Below are 17,389 nucleotides of genomic sequence, written 5' to 3' on the forward strand. Positions count from 1 at the left end.
CACGTGGACTACGTGCGCGTCACGAGCATGGGCTGTCGGCGCTCCGCCTGACCCCGGCCCTTCCGTGGCGACCCGATCGCCCGCACCTCTCACCCGGTTCCTCTCATCCGGCACCCGCGCCGCGCGCCCACCCTTGGCGGCTGCCCGGGACCCGTACACCCTGCGGACGTGACCCATGACGAACACGGCGACGACCCCGTCGTACGACCAGCTCCCCATCATCGACCTCGCCGCGGCCGACCGCGGCCCCCGTGAACGGGCGCTGCTGCACGAGCAGTTGCACGGCGCCGCCCACGACGTGGGCTTCTTCCAGCTCGTCGGGCACGGCGTCACCCGGGCCGAGACCGACGCGCTGCTCGACGCGATGCACGCCTTCTTCCGGCTCCCCGAGGCCGACCGCCTCGCCCTGGACAACGTCAACTCGCCCCACTTCCGCGGCTACACGCGCACCGGGGACGAGCGCACCGGCGGTGCCCGCGACTGGCGCGACCAGCTCGACATAGGCGCCGAGCGGCCCGCCCGCGTCCCCGGGCCGGGCGAGCCCGCGTACTGGTGGCTCCAGGGCCCCAACCAGTGGCCGGCCGCCCTGCCCGAGCTGCGCACCGCCACGCTCGCCTGGATCGACCGGCTCGGTGCCGTCGCCCGCAGGCTGCTGCACGAACTGCTCACCGCCATCGGCGCACCCGCCGACTTCTACGACCCGGTCTTCGGCGAGCACGCCCACCCGCACCTCAAGCTCGTCCGCTACCCCGGCAGCGCCGGCGACGGCACCGACCAGGGCGTCGGCGCCCACAAGGACTACGGCTTCCTCACCCTGCTGCTCCAGGACCGCATCGGCGGGCTCCAGGTGCAGCGCGCGGACGGGCTCTTTCACGACGTGCCGCCGATCGAGGGCGCGTTCGTCGTCAACCTCGGAGAGCTGCTGGAGGTCGCCACCGACGGCTACCTCGTGGCCACCAACCACCGGGTCGTCTCCCCGCCCGGCGCCACCGAGCGGTTCTCGGTGCCCTTCTTCTACAACCCGCGCCTGGACGCCCGCGTCGCCCCGCTGCCCTTCCCGCACGCCTCCACCGCGCCCGGCGTCACGGACGACCCGGGCAACCCGCTGTTCGCGGAGTACGGGTTGAACGAGCTCAAGGGCAAGCTGCGCGCCCACCCGCTGGTCGCCCAGCGGCATCACGCGGAGCTGCTGAGCCCCGCGTGACGCCGCGTGTGAGGCCGTGTGACGCCGGGTGCGCCGGCCGGGTGCGGTGAAGCGCTCGGTCAGCGCGCGATGTCGTCGTAGCCCGCGATCTCCCGCGGGCTGCGCGGACCGGGGCCGACGTAACGGGCGGAGGGGCGCACCAGCCGGCCGGTGCGCTTCTGTTCCAGGATGTGCGCGGACCAGCCCGCGGTACGCGCGCACGTGAACATCGACGTGAACATGTGCGCCGGCACTTCGGCGAAGTCCAGCATGATCGCCGCCCAGAACTCGACGTTCGTGGCCAGCACCCGGTCCGGGCGGCGGCTGTGCAGCTCCTCCAGGGCGGCCTTCTCCAGGGCCTCGGCGACCTCGTACCGCGGGGCGCCGAGCTCCCGGGCGGTGCGGCGCAGCACGCGCGCGCGTGGGTCCTCGGCCCGGTACACCCGGTGGCCGAACCCCATCAGCCGCTCACCGCGGTCCAGGGCGCTCTTGACGTAGCCCTCCGCGTCCCCGGTCCGCTCGATCTCCTCGATCATGCCCAGGACCCGGGAGGGCGCGCCGCCGTGCAGCGGGCCGGACATGGCGCCCACCGCGCCCGACAGGGCGGCCGCCACGTCGGCGCCGGTGGAGGCGATGACGCGGGCGGTGAACGTGGAGGCGTTCATGCCGTGCTCGGCGGCGGACGTCCAGTACGCGTCGACGGCCGCCACGTGCTTGGGATCCGGCTCGCCCCGCCAGCGGATCATGAACCGCTCGGTGATGGAACGGGCCTTGTCGATCTCCCGCTGCGGCACCATCGGCACGCCCTGCCCGCGCGCCGACTGGGCGACGTACGACAGCGCCATGACGGCGGCCCGCGCCAGATCGTCGCGCGCCTTCTCCACGTCGATGTCCAGCAGCGGTTTCAGGCCCCACACCGGGGCGAGCATCGCCAGCGCCGACTGGACGTCCACGCGGATGTCCCCGGAGTGCACGGGGATGGGGAACGGCTCGGCGGGCGGCAGGCCCGGATCGAAGGCGCCGTCGACCAGCAGCCCCCAGACGTTGCCGAAGGAGATCTGACCGACGAGTTCCTCGATGTCGACGCCCCGGTACCGGAGGGCGCCGCCCTCCTTGTCCGGTTCGGCGATCTCCGTCTCGAACGCGACGACTCCTTCGAGACCGGGTACGAAGTCGGACATCAGGCGGCTCCTTGTGGTCTGTGCGGCAGAGGGTGCGACAGGGACGACTGGGGCTACTGGGGTGGTGTGCCGGACTGTGACGAGTGGGGTGACTGGGTGACCGGGTGGCTGGGACGGCGATCAGGTGCCGGACGTCGGGAATCGGGCCGTCCGCCGGCGGATCCACGGTCGCGTCCCGTGACTCGCGGTCCATGGCGGGCATCCCTGTGGGCATCCTTGTGATGCCCCGTGCGGCCGGCTGTCACCCCACCAGCACGACAGCAGCACCATAACCCCGAGTGCCACAAAAGGGGAGTGGAGCGGCACTCAGTGCCACCCAGTACCGCGGTGGAGGGCGAGGGTACCCCGCGAAGGCGCCCGGTGGATACGGCAAGATGACCGCGTGACCGACCGAGAAGCCGGCGAAACCGCGCCCTTCGACCTCGCCTCCATGCGCATGCACTACCGGGCCGAGGGGCTGGTCGAGGCCGACCTGGCCGCCACCCCCGTCGCCCAGTTCGCCCACTGGTTCCAGCAGGCCGCGACCGAGGCCCGGCTGTTCGAGCCCAACGCCATGGTCGTCTCCACCGCGGACACCGACGGCCGGCCCAGCTCCCGCACGGTGCTGCTGAAGTCCTTCGACGAGCAGGGCTTCGTCTTCTACACCAACTACGACTCCCGCAAGGGCCGCGACCTCGCCGGGAACCCGTACGTCTCCCTGCTCTTCCCCTGGCACCCCATGGCACGGCAGGTCATCGTCCAGGGCGTGGCCCGCCGGACCGGCCGCGACGAGACCGCCGCCTACTTCCGCACCCGCCCGCACGGCTCCCAGCTCGGCGCCTGGGCCAGCGCCCAGTCCACGGTGATCGCCGGCCGCGCGGAACTCGACGCCTCCTATGCCGACCTGGCCGCCCGCTACCCCGAGGGCGAGCAGGTGCCCGTGCCGCCGCACTGGGGCGGCTTCCGGGTCGCTCCGCGGTCGGTGGAGTTCTGGCAGGGCCGCGAGAACCGCCTGCACGACCGCCTGCGGTACGTCGCCGAGCCGGACGGCGGCTGGCGCGTGGAGCGGCTGAGCCCCTGACGCACCCCGGTCGCGGGCGCCGTATTGACACGGCTCTGGTCCAGACCTCACCGTGATCCGCGACACACAGTCGCCCCGAAGGGACGGACCTCGCATGAGCGACCGCACGCCGGCCGGCCAGTTCCTCGACGCCGCCATCGGCCTGCTCCAGCGGGTCCGGGACGAGGAGGCCGAGCAGATCGCGGCCGCCGGGACGCTCCTCGCCGACACCGTGGCCGCCGGCGGCCGCCTGTTCGCCTTCGGCGCCGGCCACTCCTCCCTCGCCGCCCAGGACCTTGTCTACCGCGCCGGCGGACTGGCCCTGATGAACCTGCTCGCCGTTCCGGGCGCCGTCGGCGTCGACGTCGTGCCCGCCACCCTCGGCTCCGCCCTGGAACGCGTCGACGGTCTCGCCACCGCCGTCCTGGACAGCTCCCCCCTCCGCTCCGGCGACGCCCTGATCGTCGTCTCGCTGTCCGGGCGCAACGCCCTGCCCGTGGAGATGGCCGTGCACGCCCGCGCCCTCGGCGTACGGGTCGTCGGCGTGACCTCGGTGGCCTACGCGACCGGGACCACCTCCCGGAACGCCTCGGGGACGTTCCTGAAGGACCACTGCGACATCGTCCTCGACTCCAAGATCGCGGTCGGCGACGCCGAACTCACCCTCGACAACGTCGCGGCCCCCTTCGCTCCCGCGTCCACCGTCGTCACCTCCGCCCTCCTCCAGGCGGTCATGGCCACCACCGCCGCCGTCCTCGCCGACCGCGGCATCGAACCCCCGCTGCTGCGCTCCGGGAACGTCGACGGCGGCCACGAGTGGAACGGCCGGATCTTCGACCGGTACGCCGACCGGATCTTCTACCGGCACTGACCCGGGCCGATCGCCGCGTACCGGTCGCTGGGGCCCGGCCCGCATGCGCGCGTCCGCGGCGTCGATCCCGGCGCACGGGAATTTCCCCGGACGGCAATTCCTTCAATGTTCTGGGAACCCGGTGTGTGTTGGGTCACGTTCCAGTTGAATGATGGGCAGTGAGCGAAACGACGCGCCGTACGTACGGACGCAGCCTGCAGGGGGTCCAGGTGAGTGCTTCCCGGCGTAAAGGAGCCACCGACGAGCTGGGGCCGGACGAGCCCGAGCCGGAGCGGGACGGTCCGCGGGCCTCCGACACCCACGACGGCTCCGATCTGCTGGCCGCCCTCCTCGACGGCATGGACGCGGCCCTGTGCGCCTTCGACGCCGACGGCGTCCTCACCCACTGGAACCGCGAGGCCGAGCGCATCCTGGGCTGGACCGCCGCCGAGGCCGTCGGACGGCACGGCTTCGCCGGCTGGGCCGTGCGCAGCGCGGACGCCGAGGAGGTCGAGGGGCGGCTGATGTCCGCCATGCACGCCCCCGGACGCCAGGTGCACGAGTTCGCGCTGCTCACCAAGGACGGCGGCCGCGTCCTGGTGCGGACCCAGTCCGCGGCCGTGCACGGACCCGACGGCAAGCCCGCCGGCCTGTACTGCGCCTTCAGCGAGGTGCACGCGCAGATCGACCTGGAGCGTTCCATCGCGCTCAGCGAGGCCATGTTCGAGGACGCCTTCTGGGGCGTCGTCCTCGTCGACGCCGACCTGCGGCCCGCCGTCGTCAACGCCTACGCCGCCCAGGCCCTCGGCACCGGCCGCACCGCGGCACTGGGCCGGCCGCTCGGTGAACTGCTCACCCAGGGCCTGGAGGAACTGGAGAGCGCGCTCACCCACGTCCTGGCCGAGGGCGCCCCGCCCGCCCCCGCCGAGTTCTGGGTGGGCGTACGCACTCCGGAGGGCGACCGGCGGCGCTGCTGGCGCAGCGGATTCGTCCGGCTTGCCTCCCCGCTCGCCGAGGAACCGGTACCGCTCGGCGTCGCCTGGCTCTTCGCCGACGTCACCGAGGCCAAGCAGGGGGAGCAGGAGGCCGCGCTGCTGCGGTTCCGCACCAACCAGCTGCACCGGGCCGTCCGCGCCGCCGCCGAGTGCGAGGACCCGGCCGAGGCCGCCACCGTCCACCTCGACTTCGCCCTCGCCGGCTTCGCCGACCACGCCCTGATCGACCGTGTGGCGGGCGGCACCTCCCCGGCCGACCAGGAGACGCCGGCCCCGGTCCGGCTGGTCCGCGTCGCGGCCACCCCCTCCGGCGGCCCCGGGCCCAGCCTGCTCACCGGGCAGGCCGGGCTGCCCGTCCGCTACGGAACGGGACACCCCGCCCTCCAGTGCGTCGACCGCATCGGCTCCGTACGGGCCTCCGCCGGGTCCGTACCCGCCGACCGGGCGCGCGAGTGGGCCGAGGCCCGGCAGTGGCCGGGCGACGCCGTGCACGCCCTGTGCGCGGTGCTGCGCAGCCGCGGCCGCACCCTCGGCGTCGTGACCTTCCTGCGCGGCTCCGGCCGCACCCCCTTCGAGCGCGTCGACGCGGCCTACGCCGAGGACGTGGCCGCACGCATCGCCACGGGTCTGGACCTGGCGCTCCTGGCGAGGGACGGCCGCGCCTGACCGCACGCGCCTGACCACACGGGGCGGCCCCCGCCGCGACGGCACACGCGTTCCGTGAGAAAAACCTGTTGAGTATCGCCGGTCCGCTTCCTAGGGTGTTGTGCACACACGAAGGGAGGTGATCCGGTAGATGAGTGAGACCCGGACGCGTGAGGTGGCTGCGGGCTAGCGGCCCGACACCCCACCCTGTGCGGTGCCGGACCAGCGCGTGACAGAGACGTGCGGCCGGCCCAATTTCAAGCAGTCACCCGACCCGCGAGCTGCCGGTACGTCCGGCCGGCTCCTCCGCCGAGGCGGAGGGACCCAGCTCGCGGGTCGTCCGCGTTTCGCGCGGGCCGCCCGGTTGTCAGTGGGATGCGTCAGAATTGACTCCAGGGCCAGCGCACGCGCCGGGGAGCCTCCGGGCCTCCGGCCGAGGTAATCGAGGGGCACGTATGTCCGGACTGATCGACACCACGGAGATGTATCTCCGCACCATCCTCGAGCTGGAGGAGGAAGGCGTCGTCCCCATGCGCGCCCGGATCGCGGAGCGCCTGGACCAGAGCGGGCCGACGGTGAGCCAGACGGTCGCGCGGATGGAGCGCGACGGACTGGTCGCGGTGGCCCCCGACCGGCATCTGGAGCTCACGGGCGAGGGCCGCCGGCTGGCCACGCGCGTGATGCGCAAGCACCGGCTCGCCGAGTGCCTGCTGGTCGACGTGATCGGCCTGGAGTGGGAGCAGGTGCACGCCGAGGCCTGCCGCTGGGAGCACGTGATGAGCGAGGCCGTCGAGCGCAGAGTGCTGGAGCTGCTGCGGCATCCGACCGAGTCGCCGTACGGCAACCCGATCCCGGGCCTGGAGGAGCTGGGCGAGAAGGACGGCGCCGACCCGTTCCTGGACGAGGGGATGGTGTCGCTGGCCGACCTGGACCCGGGGGCCGACGGCAAGACGGTGATCGTCCGCCGGATCGGCGAGCCGATCCAGACGGACGCGCAGCTGATGTACACGCTGCGCCGTGCGGGCGTGCAGCCCGGCTCGGTGGTCAGCGTGACCGAGTCGGCGGGCGGTGTGCTGGTCGGCAGCAGCGGTGAGGCGGCGGAGCTGGACACGGAGGTCGCCTCCCACGTCTTCGTCGCCAAGCGCTGAGCGGGCCGCCGGTCCGGGCCGCCCTTTCCCCCGTCCGTGGTTCAGCGCGTCGAAGCGCAGCGCGCGGGCGCCGGGCGTGCGAGGCTGTCGCGAGATGCATAGGGTTTGAAGGGGCGGGGGAGAATGTGCCGGAGATGTGGGGAGAGCCCCGGCGCTGTGTGGCGCCGGGGCCTGTCCTCCCCTTCGACGACCCGGAGCCCCGAGCTCTCAAGGTCGTCCCCCTCGGACCCCTTTTCCCCGAGCGGTCCGCCTCCCGTTGAAGATCTCCCCAGGGGGGCGGCGATCAATCCTGGCCAGGCGTCACTCGAACGAGGGGTGTTGGTGACGGAGCCACAATTTTCGAATAAGTATTCGATAGCCTGAGTGTCTGCGCGTGAGGGCCCCAGGGCCCGCGCTACAGGAATGTGCACGACGGCATAGGGAAGCTGAACACGGTTCCAGGGGGGTGCCAGGACCAATGGTGCGGCGCATCGACGTGACCGGGTCGGGCGGTGTACGGCTCGCGGCCTGGGAGTTCGCCGAGCCCCCGAAGGCCGTGCCGGGGCAGGCGAGGGAGCGGACACCGGGGCGGTCCGGCGCCGGCCCCGACCGGACCGACGGAGTGCTGTTACTGCACGGCCTCATGGGCCGCGCCTCGCACTGGGCCGCCACCGCCCGCTGGCTCTCCGGGCGGCACCGCGCCGTCGCCCTCGACCAGCGCGGGCACGGCCAGAGCGAGAAGCCGCCGCAGGCCGCCTACAGCCGTGAGGCCTACGTGGAGGACGCCGAGGCCGCCCTCGAACAGCTCGGCCTCGGCCCGGCCGTCGTCATCGGGCACGCGATGGGCGCGCTGACCGCCTGGCAGCTCGCCGCCCGCCGCCCCGACCTGGTGCGCGCCGTGATCATCTGCGATATGCGGGCCTCCGCGCTCGGCGCCGCCTCCCAGCGGGAGTGGGAGGACTGGTTCCGGGCCTGGCCGGTGCCGTTCGCCGCCCTCGCCGACGTGCGGAAGTGGTTCGGCGAGGACGACCCCTGGGTGGAGCGCCCGAACCCGGCACGCGGCGAGTTCTACGCCGAGGTCATGCACGAGAGCGCGGACGGCTGGCGTCCCGTCTTCGAACCGCGGCAGATGCTGACCTCCCGCGAGGCCTGGGTGTACGACGCCCACTGGGAGGAGCTGGCCCAGGTCTGCTGCCCGGCCCTCGTGGTCCGCGGCCTGGACGGCGAACTCGGCCGGGCCGAGGCCCAGGAGATGGTCCGCGTCCTGCCGCGCGGAGAGTACGCGGAGGTGGCGGACGCCGGTCACCTCGTCCACTACGACCAGCCGGAGGCGTGGCGCATGGCCATCGAACCGTTCCTGGACGCGGTGCTCACCGGATGAGCGCCGCCCCCACGTCCCCCGCCGTGCGACGGCCGTCCAGGAGGCGTTCCTGAAGGCCTTCCACGCCGAGCGCCCGGCGGTCACCGCGGACGCCTTCCTCGCCGGGCGGGCGCCCGACGGGCGCTCCAGCTACGAGATCCTGAGCGACCGGGTGGCCGGCGCCCGGCGGGTTCTGGACCTCGGCTGCGGCGACGGCGTACTGCTGGACCTGCTGGCCCGCACCGAGGGGCGGCGGCTCGCCGGCGTGGACCTCTCGCCCGAGGCACTGGCCCTGGCCCGGCGCCGCCCGTCCCTGCGTGCCACCGCCCTGGCCCAGGCCAGGGCGCAGCGGTTGCCGTTCGCCGACGGGGCCTTCGACGCCTGCGTCTGCCACATGGCGCTGATGCTGATGGGCGACGTCGACCGGGTCGCGGCGGAGACGGCCCGGGTGCTGTCGCCCGGCGGCGTCCTGGCCTGCGTGGTCGGCGGCGGTCCTCTCGGCGGGGAGGCGTACGAGCTGTTCAGCGGCCTGCTGAAGGCCGCCGTCCGGCGGGCGCCCGCCGAGCAGCGCATTCCGCCGCTCGGGGACCGCAGGACCCACAGCCGCGAGGGGCTCGGCGCGATCCTGGAGCCGGCCGGGTTCGGCGCTCCGGAACGGGAGACCGTCCCGATCGACCTGAGCGGCCCGGTGGACCAGGTCTGGGCGGCTCTTTCCGGTATCTACGACGTCGGACCGCTCGACCCGGCCGCCGTCTCCCGGCTGCGGGAGAGCTTCGTGCGGGAGGCGGCCTGGCTCGCAGGTCCCGACGGGCGAGTTCCGTGCGGCTTCACCGTCCACGTGGTGACCGCGCGCCTGCGCTGAGCGGCCCGCGCCTCAGCCCTTGCTGACCGCCGTGAGGATCTCCGGCAGCCGGGCCGCCGTGCGCGGAGCCGCCAGGCGCAGGCCCAGCAGGGTGATCGCCGCCCCGTACGCCGCGCCCACCGGCAGCAGCAGCCGGCTCCAGCTGTCGCCGGTGGCGCTGACGTTGGACCAGATGACGAGGACGATGAACGGCGCGCACAGCAGGGCCGCCGCGACCATGCCGCCGAAGATGGAGACGAAGGCGAGACCGGCCTGACCGGGGGCCACGTTCTTGTGGCCCTCCTGCGGGATGGAGTACGGGAAGCGGGCCGACGTCCACGCCCCGGTCGCCAGCATCGCGCCGAGCAGGGCGAAGGACAGGCCGAGCACCTCCGGCAGCCGGCGCCACTCGCCGAGCAGGCCCGTCGTCAGCACCGTGACCAGAGTGGCGTACGGCAGGGTGATCAGCAGCAGGGCCAGCGCCCGCGCGCGCAGCTCGACGTAGGCGTCCCGCGGGGCCGAGATCGTCAGCGCGACCTGCCAGAACGCGGAGGTGTCCTGGCCGAACTGGTTGTACATCTGGATGCCGAGCATGCCCGCGGCGAAGCAGGCGAAGTACGGCGAGCCGGTGCCCTGGACCGCGTTGAACACCGGCACGATCAGTCCGATGGCCAGTGAGGTCACCCAGGCCGCCTTGGTCTTCGGATCGCGCCAGACGTAGCGCAGGCTGCGCTCCATGACGGTGCCGGTGCGGCCGGCCGGCAGCCATCGCGTCAGGCCGCCGCCCTCGCGGGCCCGATCGCGCGCGGGAGCGTCGACGGCTTGCAGGGTCGAGGAGTCGGGCGAGGTCATCAGCCCGGTCAGGCTGCGCGCCCACACCGCCAGCAGGGCGGCCAGGGCGGCCGCGGTCAGCGCGAGCTGGGCCACCGCGACGCCGTAGGAGCCCCTGCTCGCCGAGTCCACCGCGCCCACCGCCGAGGCAGGCGGCAGCCACCGCAGCACGTCCGCCACCGGGTCGAGCCGGCCCAGGCCCGCCGACCCCAGGTGCTGCATGCCGAAGTTGACGACCTGCGCCCCGATCGCGATGACCAGTCCGCTGAGCACCGCGAGGTCCCGTCCCTTGCGGCTGGTCAGCAGCCGGATGTTGGCGGTGGCCACGGCCCGCGCGAGGGCCACGCACACCAGCAGCGTGAGGACGAGGGCGAGGACCGCGACGACGGACGCGGCCGCCCCGCGCGTCACCGAGATCACGCAGCCCACCAGCAGCAGCACCGTGAACAGCGGCCCGATGCCGACCAGGGACGCCGCCAGCAGCGCGCCGACCAGCGGCCGCGGCCGCAGCGGCAGCATCACCAGACGGGTCGGGTCGAGGGTCTCGTCGCCGCTCGGGAAGAACAGCGGCATCACGGCCCAGCCCAGCGCCAGCACGGCCACGCCCAGGACGGCCACGGAGGACATGTGCGCGTGGCCGCGTAGCGCGATCAGGCCGGTCATCTGCAAAGCGGCGAACAGCAGCGCGACGACGGCCGAGGCGATGAACGCGGCACGCCTCCCGGCGGACTGCCTGAGCCCGTTGCGCAACAGCGACAGCTTCAGGCGTACGACGACGGGCGTGATCGAGGGGGCCCGGGTGCCGGCGGTCACCGGGAACCGCCGCCCAGCCAGTCCAGGTCGGAACCGGTGTCCCGGCTCCGCGCGCCGACGAGTTCGAGGAAGGCCTGCTGAAGGGTGGGAGCGTCGCCGCGCACCTCGGCGAGGGTGCCCTGGGCGCGGATGCGGCCGGCGGCCATCACGGCCACCCAGTCGCACAGGGACTCGACGAGTTCCATGACGTGCGAGGAGAACACGACGGTGGCGCCGGAGCCGGTGTACCGCTCCAGGACGCCGCGGATGGTCTGCGCGGACACCGGGTCGACGCCTTCGAACGGCTCGTCGAGGAAGAGGACTTCCGGGTTGTGCAGAAGAGCGGAGGCGAGTCCTATCTTCTTGCGCATGCCGGTCGAGTAGTCGACGACGAGCTTGTGCTGGGCGCCGGCGAGGTCCAGCACGTCCAGCAGCTGCGTGGCCCGCCGGTCCACCTCGTCCCCCGGCAGCCCGCGCAACCGCCCGGAGTACGACAGCAGTTCGCGGCCCGACAGCCGCTCGAAGAGCCGCAGCCCCTCGGGCAGTACGCCGATCCGCGCCTTCACCGCGACCGGATCCCGCCACACGTCGTGCCCGACGACCTCGACGGTGCCCTGGTCGGGCCGGAGCAGCCCGGTCACCATGGAGAGCGTGGTGGTCTTCCCCGCCCCGTTGGGCCCGACCAGCCCGATGAACTTCCCGGCCGGCAGTTCGAGATCGATCCCGGCGACGGCGACCTGCTGCCCGAACCGCTTCCAGAGCCCCTGCACGCGAACGGCGCTTGTACCCACTGCGACTGCTCCCTCCGTCAGCACGAACCCTACGGGGGAGAACCCTGCCCGAGGGGTGCGGGACGGCGCTGATCTGCGGCTGCGCCGTGCGAGGGCGGGCCGCCACGCGGGACCGGCGGGCGCCGGAGAGCACGTACCGGAACGGCTACCGGTCCCTGCCGCACGCGTACGCCAGCGGTGGGACCAGTTCCTCGACGTCCGGCAGCCAGCGATTGGCCGGCGTCGGCCGGCAGGCCCACTGCACGGCCCGCGAGCCGTACCGCGTGGGCGGCGCCACCACGTACGCGCCCTCTCCGAGGGCGGCCAGGTCGAGCGAGGCCGGCGACCAGCCCAGCTGCCGTACGAGGTCCGGCAGTTTCACGGACGTGCCCGGCAGCACGAAGAACTGCATCCGCCGCTCGGGGGTCAGGATCACCGGCCCCAGCGCCGACCGCATCCGCTCCAGCCGGGCCAGCGCGAGGAACCCGGCCGTCTCCGGCACGGAGACCGCGTCGAACGTGCGCCCCGTGGGCAGCAGGACCGACGCCGTCGGCTGCAGCTCCCACATCCGGCGCGCCGTGCTCGCGCTGCCGGTCGCGAGGGACGCCCAGCCCTCGCGCGCCGGGTGCGCGCCGGGCGCAGAGCACCGGGGGTCCCCGCAGGAGCAGCGCTGCACCCCGCCGACCGCCACCAGCCAGGTGCCGGGGAACACGTCCCAGTGGCGTTCCTCGGTGTAGCGAACGGCTGTCTCCAGCAGCGACTCCCCGCGCTGCTGGGGAATGTGACCGGCCGCCTGACCGGCGCTTCGTGCGGCTTCCGCGCCCGCGATCGTCTCTTCCACGCCCCACTCAACTGCCGCGCCCACCTGGAGTTACGGGCGGGTCTGGTGGTCGGACGCGCCGGGGAGGAGCACCTCCTCGGCGCCCGGGGCGCATGGGTGCATGTGTGGGGGCGCGCAGGAGGATCTCCGGCGGACGCTGGGTAGTTCGGTAGGGGGCGGTATTCGCCTTCACCCCGGCAATCCTCACATGTCCCGCATTTTCGGTATGTCCACGGGGCATCGATCTTCACGGCCGGAATTTTCCGCCGGGGCGCGGATCGCCTTCCGGCCGCGCAAGAGCCGTCAACCCGGTGCGTGGGCAGGCACCGCAGCCTCAGGGGGTTAACGCCATGGCCGCCAGGCCTCTCGTCGCGCGGCAGCCGAACGAACGGCTGCAGGCGCTCATCCAGGAAGCGGGCTGCTCGAACGCCGGGCTGGCCCGCAGGGTCAACATGTGCGGCGCGGAGCACGGTCTCGATCTGCGCTACGACAAGACGTCGGTGGCACGCTGGCTGCGCGGGCAGCAACCGCGCGGCCGGGCCCCGGCGATCATCGCCGAGGCGCTCGGCCGCAAGCTCGGCCGTACGGTCACGATCGACGAGATCGGCATGGCCAATGGCAAGAACCTCGCCTCGGGCGTGGGCCTTCAGTTCTCGCCGACGGTGCTGGGAGCCATCGAGCAGGTCTGCGAGCTGTGGCGCAGCGACGTGGGCCGCCGGGACTTCCTGTCCGGCTCCGCCGTCGCCGCCTCCGCACTGGTCGAGCCGAGCCGTGACTGGCTGATCTCCGCGCCGGACCCGCAGGTGGCGCGGGCGGCGGGGTCGCGGGTGGGCCAGTCCGACGTGGCCGCCGTACGGGCCATGACGCAGGCGCTGGTCGACCTGGACCACAGCCACGGCAGCGGGCATGTGCGCCCGGTGGTCGTGCACTACCTCAACAGCGTCGTCTCCGGGCTGCTCGCCGGCTCCTACCGGGAGGCGGTGGGCCGCGATCTGTTCGCCGAGGTCGCCCGACTCACCGAGCTGGCCGGGTACATGGCCGTCGACACCGGCCAACCGGGCCTGGCCCAGCGGTACTACATCCAGGCACTGCGGCTCGCCCAGGCGGCCGGGGACCGCGGCTACGGTGGCTACGTGCTGGCCGCCTCCATGAGCCATCTCGCCGCGCAGCTCGGCAACCCGCGGGAGATCGCGCAGTTGGCGCGTGCGGCGCAGGAGGGCGCGCGCGGTCGCGTGACACCGCGCGCGGAGGCGATGTTCCACGCGGCCGAGGCGCGCGGGCACGCCCTCATGGGCGACGCCCGGGCGGCCCAGCTGTCCGCCGGGCGGGCGGTGAGCGCGCTGGAGGCCGCCCAGCCGCACTCCGGGGACGATCCGGCGTGGATCGCGCACTTCGACGAGGCCTATCTCGCCGACGAGTTGGCGCACTGCCACCGGGACCTGGGGCAGGCGCAGGCGGCGGCGCGGGCGGCGGAGGAGTCGCTGGCCGGGCATCCCGCGTCGCGGGCGCGGCGACGGGCCATCGGCTATGTGCTGCTCGCCACAGCGCAGGTGCAGCAGCGGGAGGTCGAACAGGCTTGCAGCACCGGCCTGAAGGCGGTGGAGCTGCTGCGGACGTTGCGGTCCAACCGGGGCGCGGGGTACCTGGAGGACTTCCAGCAGTGCCTGGAGCCGTTCCGGGACGAGCCGGTGGTACGGGAGTTCGGGGCACGGCTGGAGACGCGGGTGGCGGCGTGACCGTGCGTCCGTGTTCTCCCTTCTCGTGTTCCTCGTGAGACCTGGGACATAAGCAGCGCGCCACGGGCGGGTTTTGTTACTGCCGTCACAGGGAAGGAGGTCTCGTCCCCTGCTGCGTGGCACGGGGCTCCGGGGACCCGGTAGCGTGAGCCGACGATTCCGAAGGTCCCCCATTCGTAGGAGTCCCGGTGACGCAGAGTGGACAGGGCGAGGAGCCCTCGGCGCGACCCGCGCACGAAGGCATCGTGCTGCCCTCCGACGGCGGTGAGCCCTTGCTGCCGGGCATGACCGGCGGTTCGGGCGGCCATCCGACCGGAGCGCGGCCGGGCGGTCAGGCCCCGCCGGCGGCAGCCCCGGCCGGCGGTCAGGCCTGGGGCCAGCCCTGGGGTCCCGACCAGCAGCAGCCCCAGCAGCAGGACCAGGGCTGGCAGCAGGGCTGGGGCTCCCCGGAGCCGTACCAGCAGCAGGGCCAGTGGGACGCGCAGCTCCAGGCCCCCCAGCACCCGGGCGCGGGTCCCCTGCCCCCGGAGAACGCCCCCTCCCACGGCGCTCCGCCGTACCAGCAGCCCGGCGCCGACCCCTACGGCGTCCCCGCGCCCCCCGGGCACGGACTGCCGCCCGCCGGTGCCGCCCCCTACGGCGCTCCCGCGCACGGACTGCCGCCCGCCGGTGCCGACCCGTACGGCGCCTCCGGCCACTCCGTACCGCAGGGCGCGGCGCACGGGATGCCGGGCGCCGACGAGGGAGCGACGCAGTACATCCCGCCGGTCCCCGGTGGACCCGCGGACGAAGGGGCCACCCAGTTCCTGCCGCCCATGACGGGCGCGGCGGTGGACGAGGGGGCGACGCAGTACATCCCGCCGGTGGGGCCGGGTGCCCTGCCGCCGGAGGCGTCCGGCGGCGGGCCGTCCCCTTACCCGGGGCAGATACCCCAGGGCGCCGCGCCCGGTCACCACCCCGACGCCGAGGCGACGCAGTTCATCGCGCCCGTGGACGCCCAGGGGGGCGGGCGGCAGACGCCCGCCGAGTTCGACAACCTCTTCCGCAGCGACGCCGGTGGCGCGGCCCCTGCGACCCAGCAGCTGCCCCTGATCCCGCAGGGCCCGCCCGACCAGCCCCACGCCCGGCCCGCGTCCGCCCCGCCCGGCGGGTACGACGGCGACGGCGGCCGTGGAGGCCGCCGCACCGGCTCGCGCGTGCCGGTGATCGCCGCCGTGGGCGTCGGGATCGCCGTCCTCGGCATCGGCGCCGGGGCACTGCTCAGCGGCGGCGACGGGGACGACGGCAGCCGCGACAAGAACACCAACGTCGCGGCCACCGCGCCCGCCACCGACGATGCCTCTCCCTCGCCCAACGCCGACCCGGCCCGGGAGCAGGCGGTCGAGCTGGACAAGCTGCTGGCCGACAGCGGCAGCAGCCGCGCCTCCGTGATCAAGGCGGTGGCCGACGTCAGGAACTGCGACAACCTCGGCCAGGCGGCCTCCGACCTGCGCGGCGCGGCCGAGCAGCGCAAGGGCCTGGTCACCCGCCTGGGACAGCTGTCCGTCGACAAGCTCCCCGCCCACGCCGAGCTGACGGCGGCCCTCAACAAGGCCTGGAAGGCCTCGGAGTCGGCCGACCTGCACTACGCGGCCTGGGCCGACCAGGCCCACGGTAAGAAGGTGTGCAAGAAGGGTCACGCCCGGGACACGGGTGAGACCAGGGCCGGCAACCGCGAGAGCGGCGTCGCCAGCTCGGAGAAGGCCAAGGCCGCCCAGCTGTGGAACGCGATCGCGAAGACGTACGGCCTCACCCAGCGCCAGCCGACCCAGCTGTAGGGGCCGGCCGGCGCCGTGAGGCTCAGCCTGCGTCCTCGAGCGTCTTCGCCACGTTGACGAAGCCCTTCGTGGCCGGCACCAGCCGGCCCTGCCGCACCGTCTGAAGGGACACGTCGGCGTTGGGGAGGCGGGCGAAGCCGGTGGCGGCGAGCAGGCCCGAGTGGCGCCACCGCAGCGGCGGGGTCAGCCCGCCGGTGCGGACCTCCAGCCCGCCGTCGAGGGCGCGCCGCACGGAGGAGGTGCTCACCTCCCCGTCGGCGATCTGCTCGAGGACGGCCCGGAGCACCGTGTAGGCGATCCATGTGGTCTGCACCCCGGCGTCCTCGGGATCGACGCGGTTGTCGCCGAAGGCCGCCTCGTTGATCACCTTCTTCATCCCGTCCCAGCGCGAGTCGCTCGCCACCGGGTACCAGCCGCTGAGGTACGACCCCTCGTACGGACCGGACCGCCCGCCACTGGCGTCGATCACGGTCTGGTCGACGCTGCCGAGCACGGCGGCGGTGCGCACCTGCGGATAGGTGTCGCGCGCGCGGCGGAAGGAGTCCATGAAGATGTTCGTGCGCTCGCCGAGGACGGGGATCACGCAGCCCGTCCGCGCCGGGTCGGCGCTCGCCTGCCGCAGCGCCAGATCGGCCTGGTCGGAGTACTCGGTGGCGTCCTCGGCGGCCCGCTGGTCGTGGGCCGGTTCGTGGCCGCCGGCCCGCAGCCCCGCGTTGAGCAGTCCGGGGAGCTCGTCGCCCGCGATGCTGTCGGGCCGCACCAGGGTGACCGGGCCGCAGTGCGCGGCGAGCTCCTTGCCCAGACCGGCCAGCAAGGCGGGCTGGCCGCCGTTGACGGGGTAGGACAGGGCGCGGGTGAACTCGGTGGTGGTGACGCCGTAACCGCCGATGTACGGGATGCCGGCGCTCTCCAGGGGCGGGAAGAAGGAGTCGCTGTACTGGCTGTACGAGCCCACGACGGCGACCGCGTTCTCCTTGACGGCGCGTCGGGCACACTTCGCCGCGGCCACACCGTCGTTGCCTTCGTTGCAGGTCAGGACGTTGAGCTTGCGGCCGGCGATACCGCCGTGGGAGTTCACCCAGCGGGCGTAGGCGCGGGCCATGGCGGGCATGCCGGGCTTGTTGGTCGCCCGGGTGTTCTCCGGCGCCCACGTCATCACGGTGACGGAACCGTCCCCGGAGCCCCCCGTGGCACCGGGGACGATGCCGCAGCCGGCGGCGAGCGAGGCACACGCCAGCAGAGCCCATGCCGGCAGCAGGGTTCTTCTCACGGACCGGGTGAGTGTGGGGAGGAATGTGCCACGGGAGCTTCGCCTGCCGGTCATGCTCACGCACGATTCCGTCACATCACCAACCCGTTGATGACTCTCGGTCAACGAGTGGTGACGTATGGGTGAATTACG

General features: G+C 73.6%; 14 protein-coding genes. 9 read left to right on the forward strand and 5 right to left on the reverse strand.

Annotated features, from left to right (window positions below; genetic code table 11):
• Nucleotides 1-175 precede the first annotated feature (175 nt).
• The gene (locus ACWEK3_RS17850) at nucleotides 176-1,204 is read left to right on the forward strand and encodes an isopenicillin N synthase family dioxygenase (RefSeq protein ID WP_450541172.1); all 1,029 of its coding nucleotides are present in this window, start codon (nucleotides 176-178) and stop codon (nucleotides 1,202-1,204) included.
• Nucleotides 1,205-1,263: 59 nt separating this feature from the next.
• Here ACWEK3_RS17850 and ACWEK3_RS17855 read toward each other — a convergent pair whose 3' ends face one another.
• Entirely contained in the window at nucleotides 1,264-2,364 is a 1,101-nt protein-coding gene (locus ACWEK3_RS17855; RefSeq protein ID WP_361412601.1) for a citrate synthase 2, read from the reverse strand.
• A 382-nt stretch (nucleotides 2,365-2,746) separates the two neighbouring features.
• Here ACWEK3_RS17855 and pdxH point away from each other — a divergent pair, with 382 nt between their 5' ends.
• The 6 genes from pdxH (at nucleotide 2,747) to ACWEK3_RS17885 (ending at nucleotide 9,242) form a co-directional block, all read left to right on the forward strand.
• Nucleotides 2,747-3,424, forward strand: coding sequence for a pyridoxamine 5'-phosphate oxidase (gene pdxH, locus ACWEK3_RS17860; protein WP_361412600.1), 678 nt, complete (start codon nucleotides 2,747-2,749; stop codon nucleotides 3,422-3,424).
• 94 nt (nucleotides 3,425-3,518) lie between these two features.
• Complete coding sequence (locus ACWEK3_RS17865; RefSeq protein ID WP_450541174.1) at nucleotides 3,519-4,274, forward strand: SIS domain-containing protein; 756 nt, start codon at nucleotides 3,519-3,521, stop codon at nucleotides 4,272-4,274.
• A gap of 209 nt (nucleotides 4,275-4,483) precedes the next feature.
• Entirely contained in the window at nucleotides 4,484-5,914 is a 1,431-nt protein-coding gene (locus ACWEK3_RS17870; protein ID WP_450541176.1) for a PAS domain-containing protein, read from the forward strand.
• Nucleotides 5,915-6,348: 434 nt separating this feature from the next.
• Nucleotides 6,349-7,041, forward strand: a complete 693-nt coding sequence (locus ACWEK3_RS17875) for a metal-dependent transcriptional regulator (protein WP_450541178.1) — start codon at nucleotides 6,349-6,351, stop codon at nucleotides 7,039-7,041.
• 457 nt (nucleotides 7,042-7,498) lie between these two features.
• Nucleotides 7,499-8,401 carry an alpha/beta fold hydrolase gene (locus ACWEK3_RS17880; RefSeq protein ID WP_361412596.1) on the forward strand — a complete coding sequence of 301 codons (903 nt, stop codon included), beginning with the start codon at nucleotides 7,499-7,501 and terminating at the stop codon, nucleotides 8,399-8,401.
• A 49-nt stretch (nucleotides 8,402-8,450) separates the two neighbouring features.
• A complete protein-coding gene (locus tag ACWEK3_RS17885; RefSeq protein ID WP_450541215.1) occupies nucleotides 8,451-9,242 on the forward strand; it encodes a class I SAM-dependent methyltransferase in 792 nt (263 codons plus the stop codon).
• A gap of 12 nt (nucleotides 9,243-9,254) precedes the next feature.
• Here the strand turns inward: ACWEK3_RS17885 and ACWEK3_RS17890 are convergent, their stop codons facing one another.
• The 3 genes from ACWEK3_RS17890 to ACWEK3_RS17900 form a co-directional block, all read right to left on the reverse strand.
• Nucleotides 9,255-10,865: a transporter gene (locus ACWEK3_RS17890; RefSeq protein ID WP_453250066.1), complete on the reverse strand. Its 1,611-nt coding sequence runs from the start codon at nucleotides 10,863-10,865 to the stop codon at nucleotides 9,255-9,257.
• Entirely contained in the window at nucleotides 10,862-11,656 is a 795-nt protein-coding gene (locus ACWEK3_RS17895) for an ABC transporter ATP-binding protein (RefSeq protein WP_390723868.1), read from the reverse strand. The genes ACWEK3_RS17890 and ACWEK3_RS17895 overlap by 4 nt, the downstream gene beginning before the upstream one ends.
• 124 nt (nucleotides 11,657-11,780) lie before the next feature.
• Nucleotides 11,781-12,455 (reverse strand): bifunctional DNA primase/polymerase, encoded by a 675-nt coding sequence (locus ACWEK3_RS17900; protein WP_453250067.1) that lies wholly within the window; start codon nucleotides 12,453-12,455, stop codon nucleotides 11,781-11,783.
• Between the two features lie 329 nt (nucleotides 12,456-12,784).
• Between ACWEK3_RS17900 and ACWEK3_RS17905 the strand changes: the two genes are divergently transcribed.
• Nucleotides 12,785-14,170 carry a transcriptional regulator gene (locus tag ACWEK3_RS17905; protein ID WP_365774930.1) on the forward strand — a complete coding sequence of 462 codons (1,386 nt, stop codon included), beginning with the start codon at nucleotides 12,785-12,787 and terminating at the stop codon, nucleotides 14,168-14,170.
• A 188-nt stretch (nucleotides 14,171-14,358) separates the two neighbouring features.
• The gene (locus ACWEK3_RS17910; RefSeq protein WP_453250068.1) at nucleotides 14,359-15,987 is read left to right on the forward strand and encodes a hypothetical protein; all 1,629 of its coding nucleotides are present in this window, start codon (nucleotides 14,359-14,361) and stop codon (nucleotides 15,985-15,987) included.
• A gap of 22 nt (nucleotides 15,988-16,009) precedes the next feature.
• Here ACWEK3_RS17910 and ACWEK3_RS17915 read toward each other — a convergent pair whose 3' ends face one another.
• Nucleotides 16,010-17,311, reverse strand: a complete 1,302-nt coding sequence (locus tag ACWEK3_RS17915) for an ABC transporter substrate-binding protein (RefSeq protein WP_453250069.1) — start codon at nucleotides 17,309-17,311, stop codon at nucleotides 16,010-16,012.
• Between the last annotated feature and the right edge of the window lie 78 nt (nucleotides 17,312-17,389).

It is taken from the genome of Streptomyces sp. NPDC004721, assembly GCF_053601495.1.

Excerpts from the sequence above, each read along its gene's own strand:
- ACWEK3_RS17850 (WP_450541172.1), top strand. The coding sequence starts at position 176 with ATGACGAACACGGCGACGACCCCGTCGTACGACCAGCTCCCCATCATC.
- ACWEK3_RS17855 (WP_361412601.1), bottom strand. The coding sequence starts at position 2,364 with ATGTCCGACTTCGTACCCGGTCTCGAAGGAGTCGTCGCGTTCGAGACG.
- ACWEK3_RS17865 (WP_450541174.1), top strand. The coding sequence starts at position 3,519 with ATGAGCGACCGCACGCCGGCCGGCCAGTTCCTCGACGCCGCCATCGGC.
- ACWEK3_RS17875 (WP_450541178.1), top strand. The coding sequence starts at position 6,349 with ATGTCCGGACTGATCGACACCACGGAGATGTATCTCCGCACCATCCTC.
- ACWEK3_RS17880 (WP_361412596.1), top strand. The coding sequence starts at position 7,499 with ATGGTGCGGCGCATCGACGTGACCGGGTCGGGCGGTGTACGGCTCGCG.
- ACWEK3_RS17905 (WP_365774930.1), top strand. The coding sequence starts at position 12,785 with ATGGCCGCCAGGCCTCTCGTCGCGCGGCAGCCGAACGAACGGCTGCAG.
- ACWEK3_RS17915 (WP_453250069.1), bottom strand. The coding sequence starts at position 17,311 with ATGACCGGCAGGCGAAGCTCCCGTGGCACATTCCTCCCCACACTCACC.